Source organism: Gluconobacter sphaericus NBRC 12467 (assembly GCF_006539125.1).
Taxonomy (GTDB): domain Bacteria; phylum Pseudomonadota; class Alphaproteobacteria; order Acetobacterales; family Acetobacteraceae; genus Gluconobacter; species Gluconobacter sphaericus.
The window spans coordinates 1-19,349 of record NZ_BJMK01000015.1; the positions used below are offsets into that span (position 1 = coordinate 1).

The window sequence follows — 19,349 nt, forward strand, 5'->3', positions numbered from 1 at the left end:
CTGGTTTTCCGCAGGATCTCCGTCCCGGAAGGCAGGGCCTGATCCCTTTTTCCTCCAGAGCCCCCCGAAACCAGTCAGCATCATAACTCCGGTCCGTCAGCATCCACTGTGCCATAGAAAGGCTGTCCAGAAGAGCAGCGGACCTGTATAATCGCTGACCTGTCCCGCCGTCATGAAGAAGCTCAGCGGTCGCCCGTTCTGATCCGTGATCGCATGCAGCTTCGTATTCATGCCACCTTTGGTACGACCGATCAGACGCCCTGGATCATCCTTTTGAACTACAGGCTCAAAGCCGGGCGGTACGCCTTGAGATAGATCGCATCAATCATAATGGTCTGAGACTCTGCCTCTCCGGCAGCTGGACCGCCCATCATCCGGGCAGAAGACCTCCATGGCGTCCCAGCGCGTCTTGTGCGGGCCGTATTCCCGAGGCGCATCCCGCCAGCGCAGACCATTGCGGTTTACGAAAATGATGCCGCTCAGCACACGACGGTCATCAACACGAGACTTGCCGCGGCTCTTGGGAAAGAACGGTCGCAGGCGCTCCATTTGATCGTCCGTCAGCCAAAACAGGTCGCTCATCTTCAGTCTCCTCAAGGAGCCTGAATCAAAATTCTACACAAAAATCAATAGGTTATGATCCTAATGATCCGCTGGCCGAAGCGCACACATATATTAGCGTCCCACCACCCGACTTGCATGACGGGCATAGTGATTCAGGAAATGGCTTCGTACGAGCGCAATTCTCGCATTTTTCTCAGAAACAACCACGTGGTATCCGGATCGATACTTTAAGACCGGGCCCTTCGGTGCGACCTGATAGTTCGATTGCACCGTCGATTCTGTCGATAGCCCGGGCAACGATGGCTAGACCAAGTCCGCTCCCTATACCCGGCGTGTTGCCAAGCTGGTAGAAGCGACGGAAAACGTCAGCCCTGCTGGCTTCCGGAATACCTGGTCCTCGGTCGGAAACGTCAATGCGGAGAGATTGCGAGCTATCTTGCCCTATCGTATAGAGCCGAACCTCAACAATTTTACCGGAGGCCGCGTGAATCATGGCGTTTTCGATCAGCGCCGACAACGCTGTTTCCAGCAACGTGGGATCAGATATGAGGATCGTCGGTTCGTCGCTGTCAAATGAGAATGCGACGCCGCTTTGCGCAGCAAGGAGTGCCTGTCGCGCTATAATCCCACTAATAAGCTCCGCAACATCGAATTGTGCTCTGCTGGCGGTTCCCGCGTCCAGACGGGCCAACAGCAGCATGCTGTCTGTCAGAGACCGAGCCTGATCAATAGATTTAAGCAATGGGATCGTTTGCGCTCTTGAGAGGGCCGTGGTTCGCACCAGCAACTCAGCATGCATACGAATGGCGGCCAGAGGTGTGCGCAATTGATGCGCGGCAGCATCGGTAAAGGCCTGTTCATGTTCGATGCCGGTTCGGACGCGCGCGAAAAGTGTGTTCAATGTACTGATCAAGCCACCCAGTTCTCGCGACCAATTGGATGGGTCAAGTGGGTCGAGATCCTGAAAGGAGCGGCAATCCAATTGCCTGTTTAGACGTCGCATATCCGCGAGACCATTGCGAAGCATGTTCCACAGCAAAAATGCACTAAAAAGAACAAGAAGATTAACCGGAAATACGATTTTATGAACCAGTCTTATGAGACTCCGGTTGATGTCGGCCCGACGCTCGCCAACGACGATCAACAGGCCATAATGCGGAATGTCCATCCCATATGAGCGCCATCGGTCTTGACCGAAGGTATGAAGACCTGGATTACGCGGGATAATGGCATCGGGTGGCGCATTCTCAGAATGGACAATGTCGGCTCCATTCCGAAAGACAGCGAACATGCGCTTTTGCTCGCCGGTGCGAAAAGCCAGCCTATCTTCTGCGCTCAGTAGATCTTTCGGAAAATGTGTATCGGCGCTTTCCGACAACTCTTCCTGCATCAGGGCGTAAAGCATATTCGCGCTGACCCTTAAGCTGCTGTCCGAGGCTCTGTCGATATCGGAACGCGCCATGACGTACGCGATGCCACCGGCTGCCGAGCCGAATGCGATCAACAGCAGCAGCATACGGATATAAACGGCAGCCGTCAGGGAGCGCAGACGCATCGACAGGATACTCTTTATATCTCTATTTCGGGACGGTATAACCCAGTCCACGCGCCGTGATTACGAAATCAGATCCAAGCTTGCGTCGAATGGCTGATATCGCGACTTCGATTGTGTTGCTGTCATATTCCTCACCATCATCATATAGTTCATTAGCTAGGTCTGGCTTCGAAACAAAGCGACCCGCACGGCGTGAGAGTAACGCTAGCAGTTTAAATTCCTTGGCCGTCAGATGCACCGGCTGATCGTCCCGGTGCACGACGCGCCCTCCTAAATCAATGTCCACACCCCGGATGGACAGAATGTCGGACAGACGGCCCTCCTGCCTACGAATTTGCGCGCGTATGCGTGCCGCCAGTTCGGCAAGATCGACAGGCTTGACGACGAAATCGTCTGCTCCGGCATCGAGACCCGCGACACGATGTCGGGGATGCTCCCGCGCTGTGAGAATGATGACGGGGGTGTAGGTGGATTGCCGACGGATCAGGCGAAGGATCTCCTCTCCAGACAGAACAGGCAACCCAAGATCAAGGAGTGCAACGTCAAACCGTGACTGTGTTAAGGCGGCGACTGCCGCCTCGCCGTCCTGACACCAACAGACATTATAGCCATCCTGTTCCAATGCGACCTTAATTGCCATTCCAAGTAGATCATGGTCTTCCACAAGCAGAATCTGCATCGGATATCCTATCCCGGTGCGAGAAACGGCCAAAGGATCGCGGCCCCGCCCCATTACAGTAGTCGCCAAAGCCACATTTTCCACATGGCATCTGACGCGTCGGAGAGCATAAGTTCGCATGATCCGCGAGCTATACGGATCAAAATCCGGCCTTCAATGTCGCGACGATAGCCAGACCCGGTGCGATTAAATAGTCAGGCGCCGTGCCCTGCACTCCGTGTGTCGTCACGGCGTTTGTTGTCACACTCTGAACACCAGACAGGTAGTTATTGTTTGTAAGATTAATGAAATTAAGCTGGATCATAGGGCTTTTCATTGGCCCGTATCCTGGCATCCGCGCGCCGACAGATGCGTTCATGTCATAATATCCTGGAATGTACTCGTCGTTCATGAAGGTGGAATATTGCCGCGACACGTAACGGATGCTGTAGTTCCAGAAGAACATGCCATTGTCCCAGTCGATGCCCAACGCTCCTGTCCAGCGCGGCGAACGCACGGCCGTCTTGCCGCTGGTCGGCAGGCCGGCAATATTATTGTCGATCGTAGCATGCAGATATTGGCCGGAAACATAAGGGCGAAAATGCCAGAACGGCCGCGTCCCTACTTCAATACTGACGCCGTCAGACGTCTGACCCCCAGCATTGATGTCAACCGTCTCCGCGCCGTTCGTGCCGGGAATGACGCTCTGGATCTGCCGATTGGTAAAATTATAGTGGAAATAGGTCGCGCTGGCGACGAGTAGCGGCCCATTGTAGCGATAGCCGATCTCTTCCGAAATCGAATACTCGTCCTTCATGTTCGTAATGCCCTGGACTGAAATTCCGTGCCCGTAATAGGCATTGTACAGCGTTGGAGTCGTTGGCGAACGGAAATTTGTCGAGACACTGGCGAAGATCTGGTGTTCCTTGCTGAACTGATAGCGCGCCGAAAGCGCCGGCAAGGGCTGGAAGTCGTTCAGGACAACCTTGTATTGCGGGCCAGGCAGTTCATTAGTGCCATTACGATTGACCATCGCTACCTTGAGCCCGGCATCCACCGTCAACTTGCCGTCAAAGTAGGTTGCACGCTCCCCCGCGAAGAGCGCATTGACGGTCGTGATCGTCGAGATGTTCTGGTTGGCAAGTAACTGTCCATTGGCGAGTTTGATATTGTCGGTTTCGCCGAAGATATTAATAGGATTTCCGTTTAAGGTAACGGGGGACAAGATGACCGAGTCATGGTCGTTCGAATAATCAAACCACCATCCCAAATAGACGTCATGGTGGCTGCTGATCCTGTAATCGGTTTTCGCCGTGAAACCGCCCCGATATTGGTCGTTCTGAAAGGCCATTAACGTCATGGCATTAGTCGTGCCATCTCCGGCCGGCTGGGCATAGGGCAAATGAAGCGATTGCGTTATGGATTCCGTACCAAGGAAATTACCGTTGGTATTGTTAATGAAGGCACCCGTCGAACTATTGCCGTAGCCATGCCAGAAATAGGGCGTGACATCGAGCTTCCAGTGATTTGTCAGCGTGATATGGGAGGGCGCGCTGAGCAACAGGTTGTCGTAAGGGTTCCGATTGAGCCGCCAGTAATTCTGACCCTCCGGCCCAAAAACATATTTACGGTCCCATGTGAAATTGCGGCCATAGGTCTTCCAATCTGCCATCGTCGTCGAGGGCCACGTGTTTTCAATGGAGTCACGATAGGCTCCGACGAAGGTGACGCGACTGTCGTCGCCCCATTCCTTCACCGCTTTCCAGTCCATGTTCCAGATTCGGTCGTGACCGGGACCGCGCCAGGCATCATCTTGCTGATTGGCGTATGAAATATAAGCGCGCACACCGCTATGACCGACCTCGCCTGTGTCGAGGCGGACAAATTCACGGTGATAGTTGAACGAACCGTAGCCGAGCGTCACAAGCCCCCCGATTTTGTGAGAGGGATCACGGTCACGAAAGGAAAGCAGGCCTCCCGAACCGTTGATGGTCGGCGTGTCGAGATTGGAAGAGCCTTGTTGAACGCTCATATCCTCCAGATCTTCGTTGCTGGCGAATTCCGACGTATCAATCGTGTAGACCCCAACGTCAGTCGCAGGCGCCCCCTCCCATGTTATCGCCATTTCGGATTGATCAAGGCCGCGCAGCGAGATGGTACCCCCCGTTACGCCGAACGGATCGGCAGATCCCACGACGACGCCCGGCAGCAATTGCACCAATTGCAACGGATTTTGGGCCGGTGATTGCTTCTGGATAAAGTCTCGGCTGACGGTGCTAACCGATTTTGGTGCCGTCTCAGGCTTAATGAGGCCACCACCCGGTTGCAGTCCCGTCACGCCGTCCACTGACCGATGGCGACGGAGCGTCACGATGATTTTTTCCTCAGCCGGCTTCGTCGCGGCGCCGGTAAGGATTGGTTGGACTGGCTTGTCGGGCCTCATGTGAATGGGAGACGCGTCGTGGGCATGGCGCATAGGCAGGTTTTTAATTGGTTTCTGTGCATAGGCGTGAACGCTCACGAAGGCACTCGTACAAGCCAGAAGGCACGCATATGAGCGGAGATTAGTCGTGATTTTAATGGAAACCCGCATCATTCAGAACCATACGCCATCGGCCTGCGAGACGAACTGGTGCATGCCGCCGCACTGTTCTTGGAGTTCGTGCGTCTGGAAAACCTGCGTATAGCTGAGCCGCACACCACCCCGGATGAGGGCTGCTGCTAATTCCGTCTCTCCGACTGCGTTGATCATCGAGACATACGGCGTATAAGGCGCTTTGCCTGCGTTGAGAGTCATATCCGCCGGCAACGTATAACCCATTAGCAAGCCGTTAACGTAATAACGGTCCGTCAGGAACGCTGGAGCGATGAAGGCATTTTCATCCTGGAGGGCGCTGATGCTATGTGGCTCGGCCTGCTGCAAATCAGTCGTGTGCGCTCTCGTTGGAGAGATATATCCGGCATTTACTGGAAAACCTAAAAACACGATCGGCAGTCTAGACCTTCGTATCCTGGCATTCTTCGACGGCTTGATATTATTTGCCACCAGAGACCCTCCTTTCTCACGTAAGGCTGACCTTGTAACGCATCAACCTGATGTGAACCTGAAGATGGCGACGAGAGTGACATCCAATGCAACATATCCACAAAGCGAAGATGTCACAGTGCGCGGTCCCCGGCGAATTGAAGTAACCTCGCTGTAGTCGATTAGTCGCTCAAGCTGACGCCAGTCTTGGCAATCAATGCTGCAGAAGCAGCAATGTAACGCTTGGCATAAGCCTCATTCATGCCCTCGGATGGCAATATGGCCTGAGCCTTGCGATTGAAGAATACCCCGCTACGCTGATCCAGATCGGGAGAGACCAGCAATGGCAGAATGCGCGCCGCGTAGTCGTCAGCGCTCGGGGCCAGCTTGCCAATCAGCCATTCCATGATCCGGTGTTTGAGACTGTCCGCGCCCATCAGGTTGCTGCGGATGCTCGATTTGATGAGGCCAGGATTCAGTCCAAAGACGCCGAGATCAGGGTAACGATGTGCAGAGTTTACGACCAGCGCCTCATTGCCAGCGACCGTGTTCATATGGGCCGCCATCACTTTGTAAGCCCGCTCGGAATTCAGGTCGTCTAGCGTACCAAGCTGGCCCGTGCCGGGGTACCCCATGATGAACACGCGCGCATGCAGTGACCCGTCGATCCGTTGTGTACCCAGACGAGGTGCCAGGTTGCGTAGCATCACCAGCCGGTTCAGATAGCTGACCGCCATGTCGCGCTCGATCCCCTCGGCCGTCACCTGACGTTTGGGCGCGGCGAAGATACCCGTTGTAAAAACCAGAAGGTCAGCCTGTTCCACTGGAAGTTCCCGCGCAACCCGCTCCGCATCCTTCAGCAGGCTGAGATCGGCCTGTACGAAGGAGATATTGGCAATATCGGCGTCGCGGAATGTCTGTCCAACGACAGTCACCTGCGCACCACGCGCAGCAAGGGCCTGACTCACAGCACGCCCCACCCCGCCTGTCCCCCCGACGACGATGGCTCTTCTGCCTCGCAGAGAGCCTGGATCCACATTATGCCATTTCAGGCTAAGATCGCGTTTCATAGTTTGGATGCCTCTTGCTTTCTTTCTAGACAGAAAGATATGCTGATGAGGTGAATCGTCAAGTCGGAATCAGGAATGAAAATCGGACGCCCAAAAGAAGTCTCGGACGAACACATCGTAGCCGTTGCCCGCCGCTGCTTTCTTGAACGCGGTGGAAGCATCTCGGCTGCGGACATCGCACGGGAAATCGGTGTCAGCCATACAACTCTCTTCAACCGCTTCGGGTCGAAGCAGGGTCTTATGCTGGCAGCATTGGGCGCACCGAGGGATATCCACTGGATTGAAACACTTGAAGCCGGCCCCGATCACCGACCGATCCGGGAGCAGATTGTCGAGATCGCCTGTACGATTGCAGCGTTTTTCGAAGATCTGTATGCCGGATTTACGGTGCTTCAGGCCAGTGGCATTCCCACTGAAGCCCTGTGCCCAGGGGAAGATCCGGAAGAATCCGCTCCAGCGCGCGCCTTTCGCGCTCTGACTGAATGGATCGGACGAGCGCAGGATCAGAAGAAGCTGGCGCAATGCGATGCACAGGTTCTTGCGTCCACACTTCTCGGGGTTCTGCACAACCGGGCTTTTTCCAACCGCATCTGCGGTGAACCGGGTTCTGACAAAGCAACGGACGAACATCATGTTGCCGACGTAATCACCCTGCTCTGGGACGGGATCAAACCGGTGCCCTAGCAGCTTTTTCCATTAGCCCTCGTGTGACTGAAAGTGCGTGATGCCGAGCAAGGACAGATGACTATGGTGGATCAATCGAAAGCCGTGCGCGCTTCGCAATCGAGATCGCCATAGCTGTTGCCGAGGAAATCGGCGCCGATCGGACAGCCATCCGCTTCTCACCGAGCACCACCCTCTGGGACATTGATGAAAGCGAAGAGGGGCCGGGCTATCTGATTGGCAAACTGGATAAACTCCATCTGTCGTATGTTCACATCATGCATCAGGGCAATGAACAGCTTCTGTCCGATATCCGGCAATTGTGGACAGCCAGACTGATCCTGAACCGTCTCGGTCGACAACGCGCAGACATCGGGAAAGACGTGGCCAGCGGCCTCGCAGACATGGAAGCGTACGGCCAGATGATCCTTGCCAATCTGGATTTTCTGGCACGCCTGAAGGCAAATGCCCCGCTGAACGAGGCTGACCGGAAAACGTTCTTCAGTGGAGCCTAGAAAGGCTATATCGACTCTCCCTTTCTTTAATTACGAATGAGCCTCTCTCAATGTCTGATAACGGGCATTAAGAAATCCAAAGCAGACATTCTGCTTGCCCCTCCATGGCTGTCATTCCAAAGAACGCGGTGCTTCATCGCGGGTCAACAGATCATCCGACAAACGCCCCTGAAGGCGTAGAGCCTCTACCACCGGCGCGTTCATCCATGCGCCCAATTCGTCCGGTTACATAAGAATAACGGGCATAGCCTTCGGATGGATCGCGCCCACTTCCCGGTTGGCCTCTGTGGTCAGAAACTCTCTTTCGCTTAGCCTCTCTACCCAGCGCCGGTTGCAGACGCTCAGGTCGAGCATTCAGGGCTAGTCGCAACGGACGTCTCACGCCGCCCTTGTCCCCTTTTTAGCCTATGGCGAACCTTGAGTGAGGCCACTTTCGAACAGTGTTTCGAGAAGGTCAAAAAAGAGGGGGTAGAAAATGGGCATATTTTTTCCGATTTTGTACATAAAATACAGGGCAAGTGCCATTTTGCTCCTCCGCCTTTTTCTGGGGGGGGGGGAGCGTCTTCGTATCGAAAAGGGAGCCGAATTTATTCGGCGATAGAGGAAAGAGAAAAAGCGTAGCGATTTCATATGCATCCGGAGGGTGCATATGAAATCGAAGTAGCGTGCCTTCCAAGCAGGGGTAAGCAGGTCGTAGGCTCAGGATTCACAGCCAGAAGATTACGGCTGCGCCGAGGCAGATGGCTGAGAGGAATACGGTCGGGCATCTGTCATTATGTGTTACGGCACTCCGCCAGTCCTTGAGGACTCCGAACATAATCTCGATGCGATTACGGCGTTTATATTTTCGCTTGTCGTATTTGAGCGGTTTTCCGCGAGATTTCCGTCCTGGAATGCAGGGCTTTATCCCTTTCGCTTCTAGGGCGTCTCTGAACCAGTCGGCGTCATAACCTCGGTCCGCCAGCATCCACTGTGCCATAGGAAGACTGTCCAACAAGGCAGCAGCACCGGTATAATCGCTGCTCTGCCCCGCAGTCATGAAAAAGCGCCGCAGACGCTCCATCTGTTCCTCCGTCAGCCAAAACAGGTCGCTTATCTTCCGTCTCCGCGCAGAGCCTGAAACAGATTTTCGCAGTCAAATCAATGGGTCCCGAGCCAGGAACAGACAAGTAGTTCAGGTGGAAGATGGTACCAAATCGCTATTATACTCCCTTCTTCATTTATTCTCGCAAAATAGATATTTTCTGGAGCGTAGCAGGATCTGCCACAGAACACGGCGTCCCCAGAGCGAAACCCGGTTTGATGGGACGAACAACTGGGAGCGGAGAGCGATGAATCTCTGATGCTTGCGGACAAATGGACGCATCTGAGCCTCGAACATTTGTAGCGCACCATTAATATCGTGTGGACAGGCCGCGAGAGCTTCACCGAGAACCTGGCCACCAAGCATACCGGCTGAAGCGCCCATGCCTGAATACAGGGTCAGGCACCAGGCTGAATCTCCCAACAGCAGGACCCGACCTTTCGACCAACAGGACATTTTAACCATCTGAACGGAATCAAAAAAGAAGTCGTCCGTTGTTGCAAGATCCTCAAGAGCATTGGAAATAATCCCGTCTACATCCAGATCGGCAAATATCTGACGCAGCGTGGAAAGCAGATCTTTTCTCGAAGCTCGCTCCGGATTTCTGGTTCGGTATGAGAAAAGTGCGGTCGACGGACGCCCTTCCAGCGGAAACACGGTCAAAGTACGTTTCACGTCTGCAACCATAAGGCCATCGTTCGCTTTGAAGCCCTCGACGGGCCGCGCCAGCGGAAAAGCACACAGCATCGTGCCAACTGAATGGAAGAATGCCTCATCTGGGCCGAAGACCAGTTTGCGAACGGTCGAGCGCACTCCATCAGCACCAATCACAAGATCGTAGTCTTCCGTCGTTTCCTCACCGCCGTCTGTTCGGAGTGTGACCTGCGCTTGTGTATCGCCATTCACAATCGCCGAAGGTACGGTACTGAACCGGACGTCCACCTGTCCTTCAATTCCGTGCCAGAGAGCTTCTTCGATATCTCCTCGCAGTACGGCGATCGGCGCATTCGTCTCTTGCGTCAGATCAGCAATGCGTCTGCGCGTGCCATCCTTGCGCACATCCCAGAACCGGATGTTGTCCGGGGTTCTTTTTTCCATGACATCCAGCACACCTAAAGCCGAGGCGGCATTTTTGCCTTCATCGCGCAGACCGATGAAATAACCGCCTTTTCGCCGTTCCGGAGCACGTTCAATAATAACCGGTGTCCAGCCCTGACGCTTTAAGGCAATAGCAGCAGACATACCGCCAATACCGAGACCTACGATCAGTGCGCGCTGTGTCATATAATGCATTTCCAAGAAAGGTGGCATTGTCCATCTGAACATTGCATAGATTGGAGATGTCATCAATCTGAACAATGTTTATATGAATGATCAGGAGACGGTATGAGTGGGGCAACCCGAGACAGCTATCATCATGGCGACCTGAAAACAGCGCTCATTGTAGCGTCGGAGGAGATCATTCGAACGGAAGGTGTCGAAGGGTTTACCTTAAGGAAGGCCGCCAAATCTGCTGGCGTCTCTCCTGGTGCTCCCTCACATCATTTTAACGGCACGAAAGGGCTTTTGACAGCTGTCGCCATTCGGACTTTCGAAAAGCTCGGAAACGAACTGAATACTCTTCCGTCATCCGGTATCCCGGCTCAGGATCTCCGAACGCAGGCGTTGGGCTACGTGAAATTTGCTGCGATCAATCCAGGGTTGTTTCGCCTAATCTGCCGTGTTGACCTGATCGATTTCAAAGATCCTGCTTTCATGCAAGCCTCATTCGACGCACTAAACAGATATGGACACGCAGCAGCAGCGTATTTTGGACAAGAACCACCAGATGTGAACAAGCGTGTTTTTCGCCCATACATGGCCAGTGCAATGGCGACCGCGCATGGGCTAGCTCATATGGTCATAGAAGGACGGCCTGCGCTCTTATTGGATAAACCAGACTCTGACAGCACGTTTATTGAGACGATGCTTTCATCTGTTCTGCTGACCACCTGGCCGGATTGATAAGTCCGCTTTTCAAAAAAGCAATCTACAGTCCTAATGTCTCAGATGAGGGCGTAAGCGGATTTGCGACTTCCGCCGACATAGTAGATGTTCAAACCCACAGAGTGCTTTTCCGAAAGCGGATATCGTCAACAGGCGAAAACCTGCTTGCAAATTGATTGCACGATATCACGAAGCCAGCGGTGAGCAGGGTCGGCGTCAAGCCTTGGGTGCCACATTGCAGAAATAGCGATTTCAGATGTCTGCACGGGCAAAGGGAACAACTTTAAGTCCGATATTCCTGGCGTCTCCTTAGACAGGGCCGCAAGGCACGATCGCGGAACATGGGTGATCAGATCCGAATGCCGCACGATCTCAAGCGTATCCGGAAATCCAGGCACCACAACTGACACATTGCGTTGGTATCCCAGCTGCTCCAGTGCATCATCAACAGGTCCCCAGAATGTCCCACGTCGTGAGGCCGCGACATGCTGGCATGCGGCGTATCGTGCCACGCTGATATCTCCATCTGCGAAAAGAGAATGGCCGATACGCGCCACGCCTATGAACGTATCCCGGAACATGAGTCGACTTCGGATCTCTGGGGCTGACGCGCCCCGGACACCAATTTCCAGGTCGATCCGCCCCTCTCGCAGTGGCAGCGCATCCTTGTCAGGTTTGGGCGCAAACTGCAGTCGAACCCGGGGCGCTTCCTTCAGAATAGACGTCACCAAAGGGGCTGAAGCAACATTCAGAAAGCCTTCATTGGCGCGAAGGACGAATGTCCGATCCAGCGTTTTCAAATCCAATTCCCGATGCTGCGGCCGTAGGACAGCCTGCACATCACGTGTCAGGATATGAACGTGCTCACGAATATCCATCGCATATGGCGTCGGCACGAGATGTCGGCCTGCCCGCACAAGTAATGGATCACCGGTGACAAAGCGGAGCCGCGTTAGCGTACGGCTCATAGCGGACGTGCTGAGCCCAAGTCGCCGGGCAGCACCGGTCACACTGGCTTCCTCAAGGAGTACATCCAGTGCCGTCAGAAGGTTAAGATCCACGTTTTCCATCCGATGAGCCTACCAACAATGATCGGCAACATATAGCGTCGCATGCAAGAACACATTGATATCCATGCGTCTGGCGCCTTTTCAACTTCTGCATTTATTTTCACTGCCGTGGAAACAGGCCTGCAATCATGACAGCGGCCTGCGGGCAGGAGCCATCGCATGAAACTGATCGGTATCGAAGAGCATTTCCTGACGACCGAGGTGAAGGACGCCTGGTCTGCCATTGGCCTTGAAGCCGCTGATCCGAGTGTCGCGTTCCATGGCGGTCCGCTTGAAAAACGGCTGCTGAATCTCGCCGAAGAGCGGCTGTCACTCATGGACGAAAGCGGGCTGGACGTGCAGGTGCTGTCCCTTACCACACCGTCATTGCATGATCTTGGGGCGAATAGTGTCGATTTAGCGCGCCGTGCGAATGACGCCGTGGCGGAAGCAGTAGCTCGCCACCCGGATCGCTTTCAGGCGCTTGCGACACTGCCGGTTGCGATGCCCGATGAAGCAGCGCTTGAACTCGAACGCTGCGTCAGAACGCTCGGCTTCAAGGGAACAATGCTATGCGGGCGTGTAGGCCACCGTAACCTAGACCATACCGATCTGCTCCCGATCTTCCAGATCGCTGCGGCGTTGAAAGCACCGATCCTGCTTCATCCCAGAGCACCGGACAAAGTCGTTCGGGATGCCTATTATTCCGGGTTTAGCCCGCAGGTGGATGCCGCGTTTTCCTGTTTCGGTCTCGGCTGGCATTACGACGCCGGCATTCAATTTCTGCGCCTCGTACTGGCGGGCCATTTCGATCGTTTTCCGGACCTGCAGGTTATTCTGGGCCATTGGGGGGAACTGGTCCTGTTCTATGCCGAACGTATCGCCAATATGGATCGCGTGTCCGAGCTGACCCATTCCATGGCGACGTATTTCCGACGCAATCTGTATGTGACGGCGAGCGGGATATTCATGCCGCATTATCTGGAACAGGCAGCACGGATTGTCGGCCGAGACAGACTGCTGTTTTCTACAGATTATCCATACCAATACCGCCCCGGTGGCGATGCGAGGCGCTTTCTCGAAAGTTGTGGTCTGGATGAGGCTGAAAGGCGAGCATTCGCGTATGGAAACTGGGAGCGGCTTACAGAAAATCTGTCCCTTGGATCAAATTTCTAGATTTTTAGTACCATGGTTTAATGGCGTGATATATTCACGAAAGTGCAAGGAACCTTATATGGGACAGAGGCATCATGGCAGCGCCACGACCACGCATGCCGTGCAAACAGCAATACAGTGATCGCACTCTTCGCTCGCGGCGCTGAGCAAAGAGTGCGGGATCAACCCGAAAACCATTGCAAAATGGCGCAAGCGTCAAACGGTTGAGGATCATAAGACAGGACCTAAAGAGCCGCGATCAACGCCCCTTTCCGCGACGGACGAAGCTTCGAAAAAGCCAACCGGAAGACGGCTTGGGAATTCCTTGAATATCTCCTGAGCATGATCCCTTATCGGATCCATACCATTCTGACCGATAACGGCATCCAGTTCCCCAAGCAGCGCCGTAATCGAAATATGGCCCTGTCGCGTCCCATACGCTTCGAGATGATCTGCAAAGCCCACGGGATTGAACACCGTCTGACAAAGCCTAGCCGTCCCTGGGCCAATGGTCAGCTGGAACGGATGATCCGGACGATAAGGGAAGTAACCATCAAACGCTTCCATCACGACAGCCATGAGCCGTTGAGAAGACGCCTCAATGACTTCATGGCGGCTTATAACTTCGGGAGCAGGCTCAAGACCCTGAGTGACCTCAAACCTTACGAAAACGTCTGCAAAATCTGGACTTCAGAGGCAGAAAAATTCATCATCAATCCAGCCCTACGGGAAACAACAACGCGACTTGCGCGCTCTATCATCGGGGACGGAGATACCACTGCCTTCCACTGACCTATCCGGCGTTATGAGCTGGTCTCCGAAAATTACCCTTCCGTACTCGTCAATCATCGCGTCAGAGTGGACAGGCCACGATCCAGCGCCCCGACCAGCCAGTCGATATCCTCGAACTGGAATGAGAGCGGCGGCCGGAGTTTTAGCACGTTTCCATAAGGGCCGGCGACGGAAGTCAGCACGCCATCGTGACGGAGCGCTTCGACCAAATCCAGTGCCAGAACTTTGTCCGGTGTCTTCAGTCGTCGGTCGGACACGAGCTCTAAACCAATGAACAGACCCGCGCCACGCACGTCACCCACAACGTCATATTTATCCTGGAGTGTTTTCAGTTCATCTTGCAACTGCCTTCCAACATCGAGACTATGCTTTTGCAGATTTTCGCCTACGATCACCTTAAGAACAGCCTGCGCGGCAGCCATTGAGACAGGGTTCCCTCCAAACGTGTTGAAATAAGGAATCGTATCACTGAAGGCCGCCAGAACGTCCTTGCGCGCAAAAAGTCCAGAGACGGGAATGCCGTTTCCCATCGGTTTTCCAGTCGTCACGATGTCGGGCACTACACCGTGACGCGCGAAACCCCAAAACGTCTCTCCAGTGCGCGCAAAACCGGGCTGCACCTCATCGGCGATGAAAATACCGCCGTTCCGGTGAACGACTTCCACAGCTTTTTTAAGAAATCCCCGATCGCCGGGCAGTACGCCGTCGGACGAAAAAATTGAATCTGCAAGGAAGCCGGCAAATTTAATTCCGTGCATCTGCATGTCGTCGATCTGTTTCTGAATCTCGGCCGCGAACCAATCGCCCAGATCAACATCATCCTTGCGATAATGGTCGGGTGCATTAACCAGACGCGTCGTGGACGAGAGCGGCTGGCCGCTCCCCAGCGCCGGAGATACGCCGGACGTCAAATCACTCGTTCCATGATAAGCCTCCTGCGTAACAATGATGCCCGTGCCCCCACTCCACGCGCGCGCGATCCTGATCGCAAGATCGTTAGCTTCTGACCCCGTACACATATACATAGCCCGATCAATTTCGGGCGGGAGGGTCGCCAAAATAGCTTCTGAATAATCCAGTATTCGTTCGTGAAGATAGCGCGTGTGCGTATTCAATTGCAGCATCTGTTCGTGCACTGCATCGACGACAGCCGGATGACAGTGCCCAATGCTGGCAACGTTATTATAGACGTCGAGGTATTTTTTCCCTTCAGCGTCCCATAGATACTGCCCCTTACCACGAACGAGATGAACAGGATCACGGTAAAATAGGCGATATGACGCGCCGAGATTATGCGCCCGACGCTCGGTCAATTCGCGTGTTGTCGCGTCCAGAGCGGCAGCGTCTTCCGCCCTGAAACTGTTCGTGTCCATAATCGTGGAACGCATCTTCATGTCTGCCCTTCCCCCAGTATGTCTGCGGCCTTGAGCGTAACGATAAGAGCTACGGCTCGGAATGGCTTGTCTGCTCGGCACTATTTTGACGGGATGCTGTTACCCGTGGTCAAGAAATTATCGTCGTCGATCAAGTTTCCCTCCGCGAGATGCGCCAATATACCCGCAGGAGCCGTATGACATGACCCACTATCACGCTGATCCCCTGACAGACACCGCACTCCAGGCACTCGCCGAAGAGGCGATGAACCAGTACGCACCGCATTTCCACGGGCGGGTGTCTCTTCTCACCCGATCCGAGAACGCAACCTTTCGCATCGACACGCCCACTGGCCGATATGCGATGCGGATCCACAGGCCTGATTATCATGACCACGTGGCAATCGAGAGTGAGATACAATGGCTTTCCGCGCTAGATAACGATATCGGCCTCGGCGTCCCGACGGCAATCACAAGTTCCGACGGGAAAACGGTACTCACCTGCGCCATGGACGACGGGAGCCATCGACATGTGGTTCTGTTTCACTGGGTGGAAGGCGAAATGCCGACAGCGAATGTCGATCCGCGTTCGTTCAGGCGGCTGGGGCTGATCACTGCGCGTCTGCATCAACACAGCCGCACTTGGGCAAGACCTGAGGGTTTCAAGCGTATCCGGTGGGACCACGAGACGATGGTTGGCCCGCACGCGCACTGGGGCGACTGGCGCAAGACAAAAGGTCTGAACGAAAGAGCTATTGCCACGATCGAGGCCGCAATGACGGATGTGCGCCGTAAGCTCGTCGATTTTGGACAGAAGCCGAGCCGGTTCGGCCTCATTCACGCCGATTTACGACTGACCAACCTTCTCTTGTCTGGTGACGAGACGCGGGTAATCGACTTCGACGATTGCGGCATGGGCTGGTTTCTCCACGACCTTGCTGCGGCCATCAGCTTCGAGGAACACCATCGCAGCGCCGCCGAATGGATCGCAAACTGGCTGGAGGGCTATGAGAGCCTCGTGCCGCTTTCCCCGGACGAACATGCGATCATCCCCGCTCTGGTGGTCCAGCGCAGAGTTCAGCTGACCTCATGGGTCGCGTCTCATGCGGATACCGAAATGGCACGCAGCCTTGGGGCTGACTGGATCGAGCAAACCGTTCGCCTGTGCGAGGAGTACCTGACCACAAGCTCGGCAGCATAGCGCAAATTGAGTGGGGATCCTGCCAGCCGAATCAAGGACGATCTGGCGGGGTTTGTCTCAGATTTGCGAAGGCTATACGTCGAGACGACGTTAGACTGAAAAACGCATTCCTTGTCAAAAAAATGTGTCGCTGCGTCAAGATCAAGCGCCACCGAATTTCGTAAAAAAACATAATCAAATCGTATCGAAATGAGGCACTTTTGTTCCTCATCGTCTAGGGAAGTGATCCTATCATGCAGATCCGGTACCGCCCCTGTCTCGTCATGGCCATTTCGCTTTTGGGTTTTGGGGCGCAGGCGGCCACAACGCCGCGCCACCCCGTAAGACGGCCCATCAAATCCAAACCTGTCGTAGCGTCTCATGCGCAGCGTGCCGTCGTTATCCGATCAGGTAACGAGGCTATTTCGGTGACGGGAACGCATCGGTCCCGAGGTGTCGAGGAGGTGATCGATGCGAAGGCCATTCAGCAGGAAACGCCAGGCACCAGCGTCCTCAAGGTTTTGGGAAAATTACCAGGAATCATGCTGCAATCAGCGGATTCACAAGGCGTCGATATCTGGTCACAAATGTTTTTCATGCATGGCTTTCTTCAAAACCAGATCGGTATGACACTCGACGGCATTCCTCTAGGCGACCAGCAGTACCATTCCTTCAACGGCCTGAACGTCATCAACGCCATTGCCTCCGAAAATATCGGACATATGGTGGTGTCCCAAAGCGCGGGTGCAGAAGAGATCGCGAGCACGTCAAATCTAGGCGGATCAATCGAATATTTTTCAAGCGATCCGAAACACAAGGCTGGTGGCCAGATCGCCCAAACCTTTGGCTCTAGCATGAATATGCACACCTTCATCCGCTTCGATAGCGGTGACCTAAACAAGACCGGAACCCGGATGTACGCGTCCTATATGCGCAATGACCTGAACAAATGGAAAGGCGGTGCCAACCAGTTCATGCAACAGGTCAACGCGAAAATCGTCCAGCCTGTAGGACAGGAAAGCCAGATTTCCGCGATTTTCGACTGGGGTGATCTCGACCAGTACCAATATCAGGACATGTCGTTCAACATGCTGGACAATTACGGCTCGAGCCTCGACAACTTCATCGGGACGCCCAATGCCTATGCCAAAGCGTACAAGCTCGCGCTGGCGGCCAACGGCAAGGCAGGCGGCGCGCTCCCGGCGGGGTTCAGCAAACTTTCCGATCCGTATGACGCCGCCTATTATGACGGAGGTACCGTCGAGCGCGATTATCTAGGAGGGCTCAATATGGATTTTGCGCTCACTTCTCGTCTGCGCTGGAAGTCGACCGTTTACGCTCAGGGACAGTATGGACGCGGGACATGGACCAGCCCCTATCCGTGGTATTCGAATGGCCTGATGCCAAACGGCTCCCCGCTCTTCGATCAGATTACCCTTGAACGCGCCCAGCGTGGAGGGTTCACTTCTGCGCTGCACTACAATATTGCCCATAACGATCTGAGCGTCGGCGTTTGGTACGAACACTACCACGTAGACGTCGGGCGTAACGCCTACGAGGAACCGGTGCTCGGAGAAGGCACGCCGATCAATTCGATGGGGTCTCTCCCCGACCCAACCGCGCGGCTATGGGGCGAAACTTTCTCATCCAACAGTTTCACGGGCTTCGTACAAGATACCTATCATATTCTACCGAACGTAAGCCTTCATTTCGGATTCAAATCTCTCTGGCAGTCCGTCACGGGAAACCAGACGGCCAACATTCCCGCCTATACCGGGACGAATGCCATCGCCAGCGGCACGGTCACAACCGCGCGCGCCTTTCTACCGCATATCAGCGGGGACTGGCATTTCCTCAAACATCACGAACTATTTTTCGACGTTGCGGAGAACGTCAAATCCTTCCCGATCTCGGGCTACAAAGGTGGTGCGTCGCCTTTTGCCATGACGCAGAGCGCCTATGACCAGACGATGGGTGCTGGAAAGATGAAGCCAGAAACCAACTGGAACTTTGCCGTCGGCTATCGCTACATTGACCGCCTGCTGAACGCGAGCCTTTACGCTTACCATACCAATTTCCACAATCGCCTCCAGCAGATTACGAGCGGTTCGATCACCAACCCGTATTCCGCCGTCATGAACGTCGGTGGCGTCACAATGAATGGTGTGGATGCCGGCCTGACGATTACGCCGTTCAAAGGCCTCTCGCTGACCAATTCCGTCAGTTGGAACCACGCGACCTACGATGAAAATGTCATCAGTGACAACAAGACCTATGCGATCGCGGGCCAACAGATCGTCAATTATCCGCGCTTCATGTACAAAGCCAGCCTCGGCTACACTTGGCAGGACCTGAGCGCACATATCGATACCATGTTCATGGGCGAGCGTAACTACACCTATACCGGCGATCTCACTGTACCATCCTACTGGCTGACCAGCGCGGGCGCACAGTATCACCTGCGCAATCTCGGTCAGTACAACCGGCACCTGAAAGCTCTGCAGGACCTGACCTTCAGCTTCAATGTCTATAACCTCACGAATACGACCTACATCGCAACTACCGGCGAGAACGGCAACGCCATGAGCGGCGATGACCAGTCTTTCCTGATCGGCGCACCAAGACAGTATTTCGGCTCTATCGCCCTTACGTTCTAAGACGTGCCACCAGACCGTGCGGG

The 19,349-nt window shown here is 54.5% G+C and carries 13 protein-coding genes and 5 pseudogenes; 7 read left to right on the forward strand and 11 right to left on the reverse strand.

What is annotated here, in order from left to right:
* From GSP01_RS09680 to GSP01_RS09705, 6 genes and pseudogenes are all read right to left on the reverse strand, one after another.
* Window positions 1-582: pseudogene (locus GSP01_RS09680) on the reverse strand (IS5 family transposase); the annotation flags it as partial.
* A 175-nt stretch (window positions 583-757) separates the two neighbouring features.
* The gene (locus tag GSP01_RS09685; RefSeq protein ID WP_141353062.1) at window positions 758-2,119 is read right to left on the reverse strand and encodes a sensor histidine kinase; all 1,362 of its coding nucleotides are present in this window, start codon (window positions 2,117-2,119) and stop codon (window positions 758-760) included.
* A gap of 22 nt (window positions 2,120-2,141) precedes the next feature.
* The gene (locus tag GSP01_RS09690) at window positions 2,142-2,798 is read right to left on the reverse strand and encodes a response regulator transcription factor (RefSeq protein ID WP_167495520.1); all 657 of its coding nucleotides are present in this window, start codon (window positions 2,796-2,798) and stop codon (window positions 2,142-2,144) included.
* A gap of 139 nt (window positions 2,799-2,937) precedes the next feature.
* On the reverse strand, window positions 2,938-5,298 hold the full coding sequence (locus GSP01_RS09695) for a TonB-dependent receptor (protein WP_255320892.1): 2,361 nt from the start codon (window positions 5,296-5,298) through the stop codon (window positions 2,938-2,940).
* Between the two features lie 75 nt (window positions 5,299-5,373).
* Window positions 5,374-5,700 carry a lipid A deacylase LpxR family protein gene (locus GSP01_RS09700; RefSeq protein ID WP_167495521.1) on the reverse strand — a complete coding sequence of 109 codons (327 nt, stop codon included), beginning with the start codon at window positions 5,698-5,700 and terminating at the stop codon, window positions 5,374-5,376.
* 284 nt (window positions 5,701-5,984) lie between these two features.
* Window positions 5,985-6,872, reverse strand: coding sequence for an SDR family NAD(P)-dependent oxidoreductase (locus GSP01_RS09705; protein ID WP_141353068.1), 888 nt, complete (start codon window positions 6,870-6,872; stop codon window positions 5,985-5,987).
* Between the two features lie 75 nt (window positions 6,873-6,947).
* Here GSP01_RS09705 and GSP01_RS09710 point away from each other — a divergent pair, with 75 nt between their 5' ends.
* Both GSP01_RS09710 and GSP01_RS09715 read left to right on the forward strand, forming a co-directional pair.
* Window positions 6,948-7,556: a TetR/AcrR family transcriptional regulator gene (locus tag GSP01_RS09710; RefSeq protein WP_141353070.1), complete on the forward strand. Its 609-nt coding sequence runs from the start codon at window positions 6,948-6,950 to the stop codon at window positions 7,554-7,556.
* Window positions 7,557-7,615: 59 nt separating this feature from the next.
* A pseudogene (locus tag GSP01_RS09715) lies at window positions 7,616-8,050 on the forward strand (oxidoreductase); the annotation flags it as partial.
* 111 nt (window positions 8,051-8,161) lie between these two features.
* On the opposite strand, the pseudogene GSP01_RS15200 reads toward GSP01_RS09715, so the two are convergent.
* From GSP01_RS15200 to GSP01_RS09730, 3 genes and pseudogenes are all read right to left on the reverse strand, one after another.
* Window positions 8,162-8,347: pseudogene (locus GSP01_RS15200) on the reverse strand (SOS response-associated peptidase); the annotation flags it as partial.
* A gap of 409 nt (window positions 8,348-8,756) precedes the next feature.
* A pseudogene (locus GSP01_RS09725) lies at window positions 8,757-9,095 on the reverse strand (transposase); the annotation flags it as partial.
* A 171-nt stretch (window positions 9,096-9,266) separates the two neighbouring features.
* Window positions 9,267-10,418, reverse strand: coding sequence for an FAD-dependent monooxygenase (locus GSP01_RS09730; protein ID WP_167495522.1), 1,152 nt, complete (start codon window positions 10,416-10,418; stop codon window positions 9,267-9,269).
* 102 nt (window positions 10,419-10,520) lie between these two features.
* Here GSP01_RS09730 and GSP01_RS14740 point away from each other — a divergent pair, with 102 nt between their 5' ends.
* Window positions 10,521-11,138 (forward strand): TetR/AcrR family transcriptional regulator, encoded by a 618-nt coding sequence (locus tag GSP01_RS14740; protein ID WP_167495523.1) that lies wholly within the window; start codon window positions 10,521-10,523, stop codon window positions 11,136-11,138.
* 128 nt (window positions 11,139-11,266) lie between these two features.
* Here the strand turns inward: GSP01_RS14740 and GSP01_RS09740 are convergent, their stop codons facing one another.
* A complete protein-coding gene (locus GSP01_RS09740; protein ID WP_141353076.1) occupies window positions 11,267-12,190 on the reverse strand; it encodes a LysR family transcriptional regulator in 924 nt (307 codons plus the stop codon).
* Between the two features lie 159 nt (window positions 12,191-12,349).
* Between GSP01_RS09740 and GSP01_RS09745 the strand changes: the two genes are divergently transcribed.
* Window positions 12,350-13,345 carry an amidohydrolase family protein gene (locus GSP01_RS09745; RefSeq protein WP_141353078.1) on the forward strand — a complete coding sequence of 332 codons (996 nt, stop codon included), beginning with the start codon at window positions 12,350-12,352 and terminating at the stop codon, window positions 13,343-13,345.
* Window positions 13,346-13,403: 58 nt separating this feature from the next.
* Window positions 13,404-14,116 (forward strand): annotated as a pseudogene (locus tag GSP01_RS09750) (integrase core domain-containing protein).
* Window positions 14,117-14,169: 53 nt separating this feature from the next.
* On the opposite strand, the gene GSP01_RS09755 reads toward GSP01_RS09750, so the two are convergent.
* A complete protein-coding gene (locus GSP01_RS09755) occupies window positions 14,170-15,429 on the reverse strand; it encodes an aspartate aminotransferase family protein (RefSeq protein ID WP_228123677.1) in 1,260 nt (419 codons plus the stop codon).
* A 262-nt stretch (window positions 15,430-15,691) separates the two neighbouring features.
* Here GSP01_RS09755 and GSP01_RS09760 point away from each other — a divergent pair, with 262 nt between their 5' ends.
* On the forward strand, window positions 15,692-16,690 hold the full coding sequence (locus GSP01_RS09760; protein WP_141353082.1) for a phosphotransferase enzyme family protein: 999 nt from the start codon (window positions 15,692-15,694) through the stop codon (window positions 16,688-16,690).
* A 233-nt stretch (window positions 16,691-16,923) separates the two neighbouring features.
* The gene (locus GSP01_RS09765; protein WP_141353084.1) at window positions 16,924-19,326 is read left to right on the forward strand and encodes a TonB-dependent receptor; all 2,403 of its coding nucleotides are present in this window, start codon (window positions 16,924-16,926) and stop codon (window positions 19,324-19,326) included.
* Window positions 19,327-19,349: the final 23 nt, after the last annotated feature.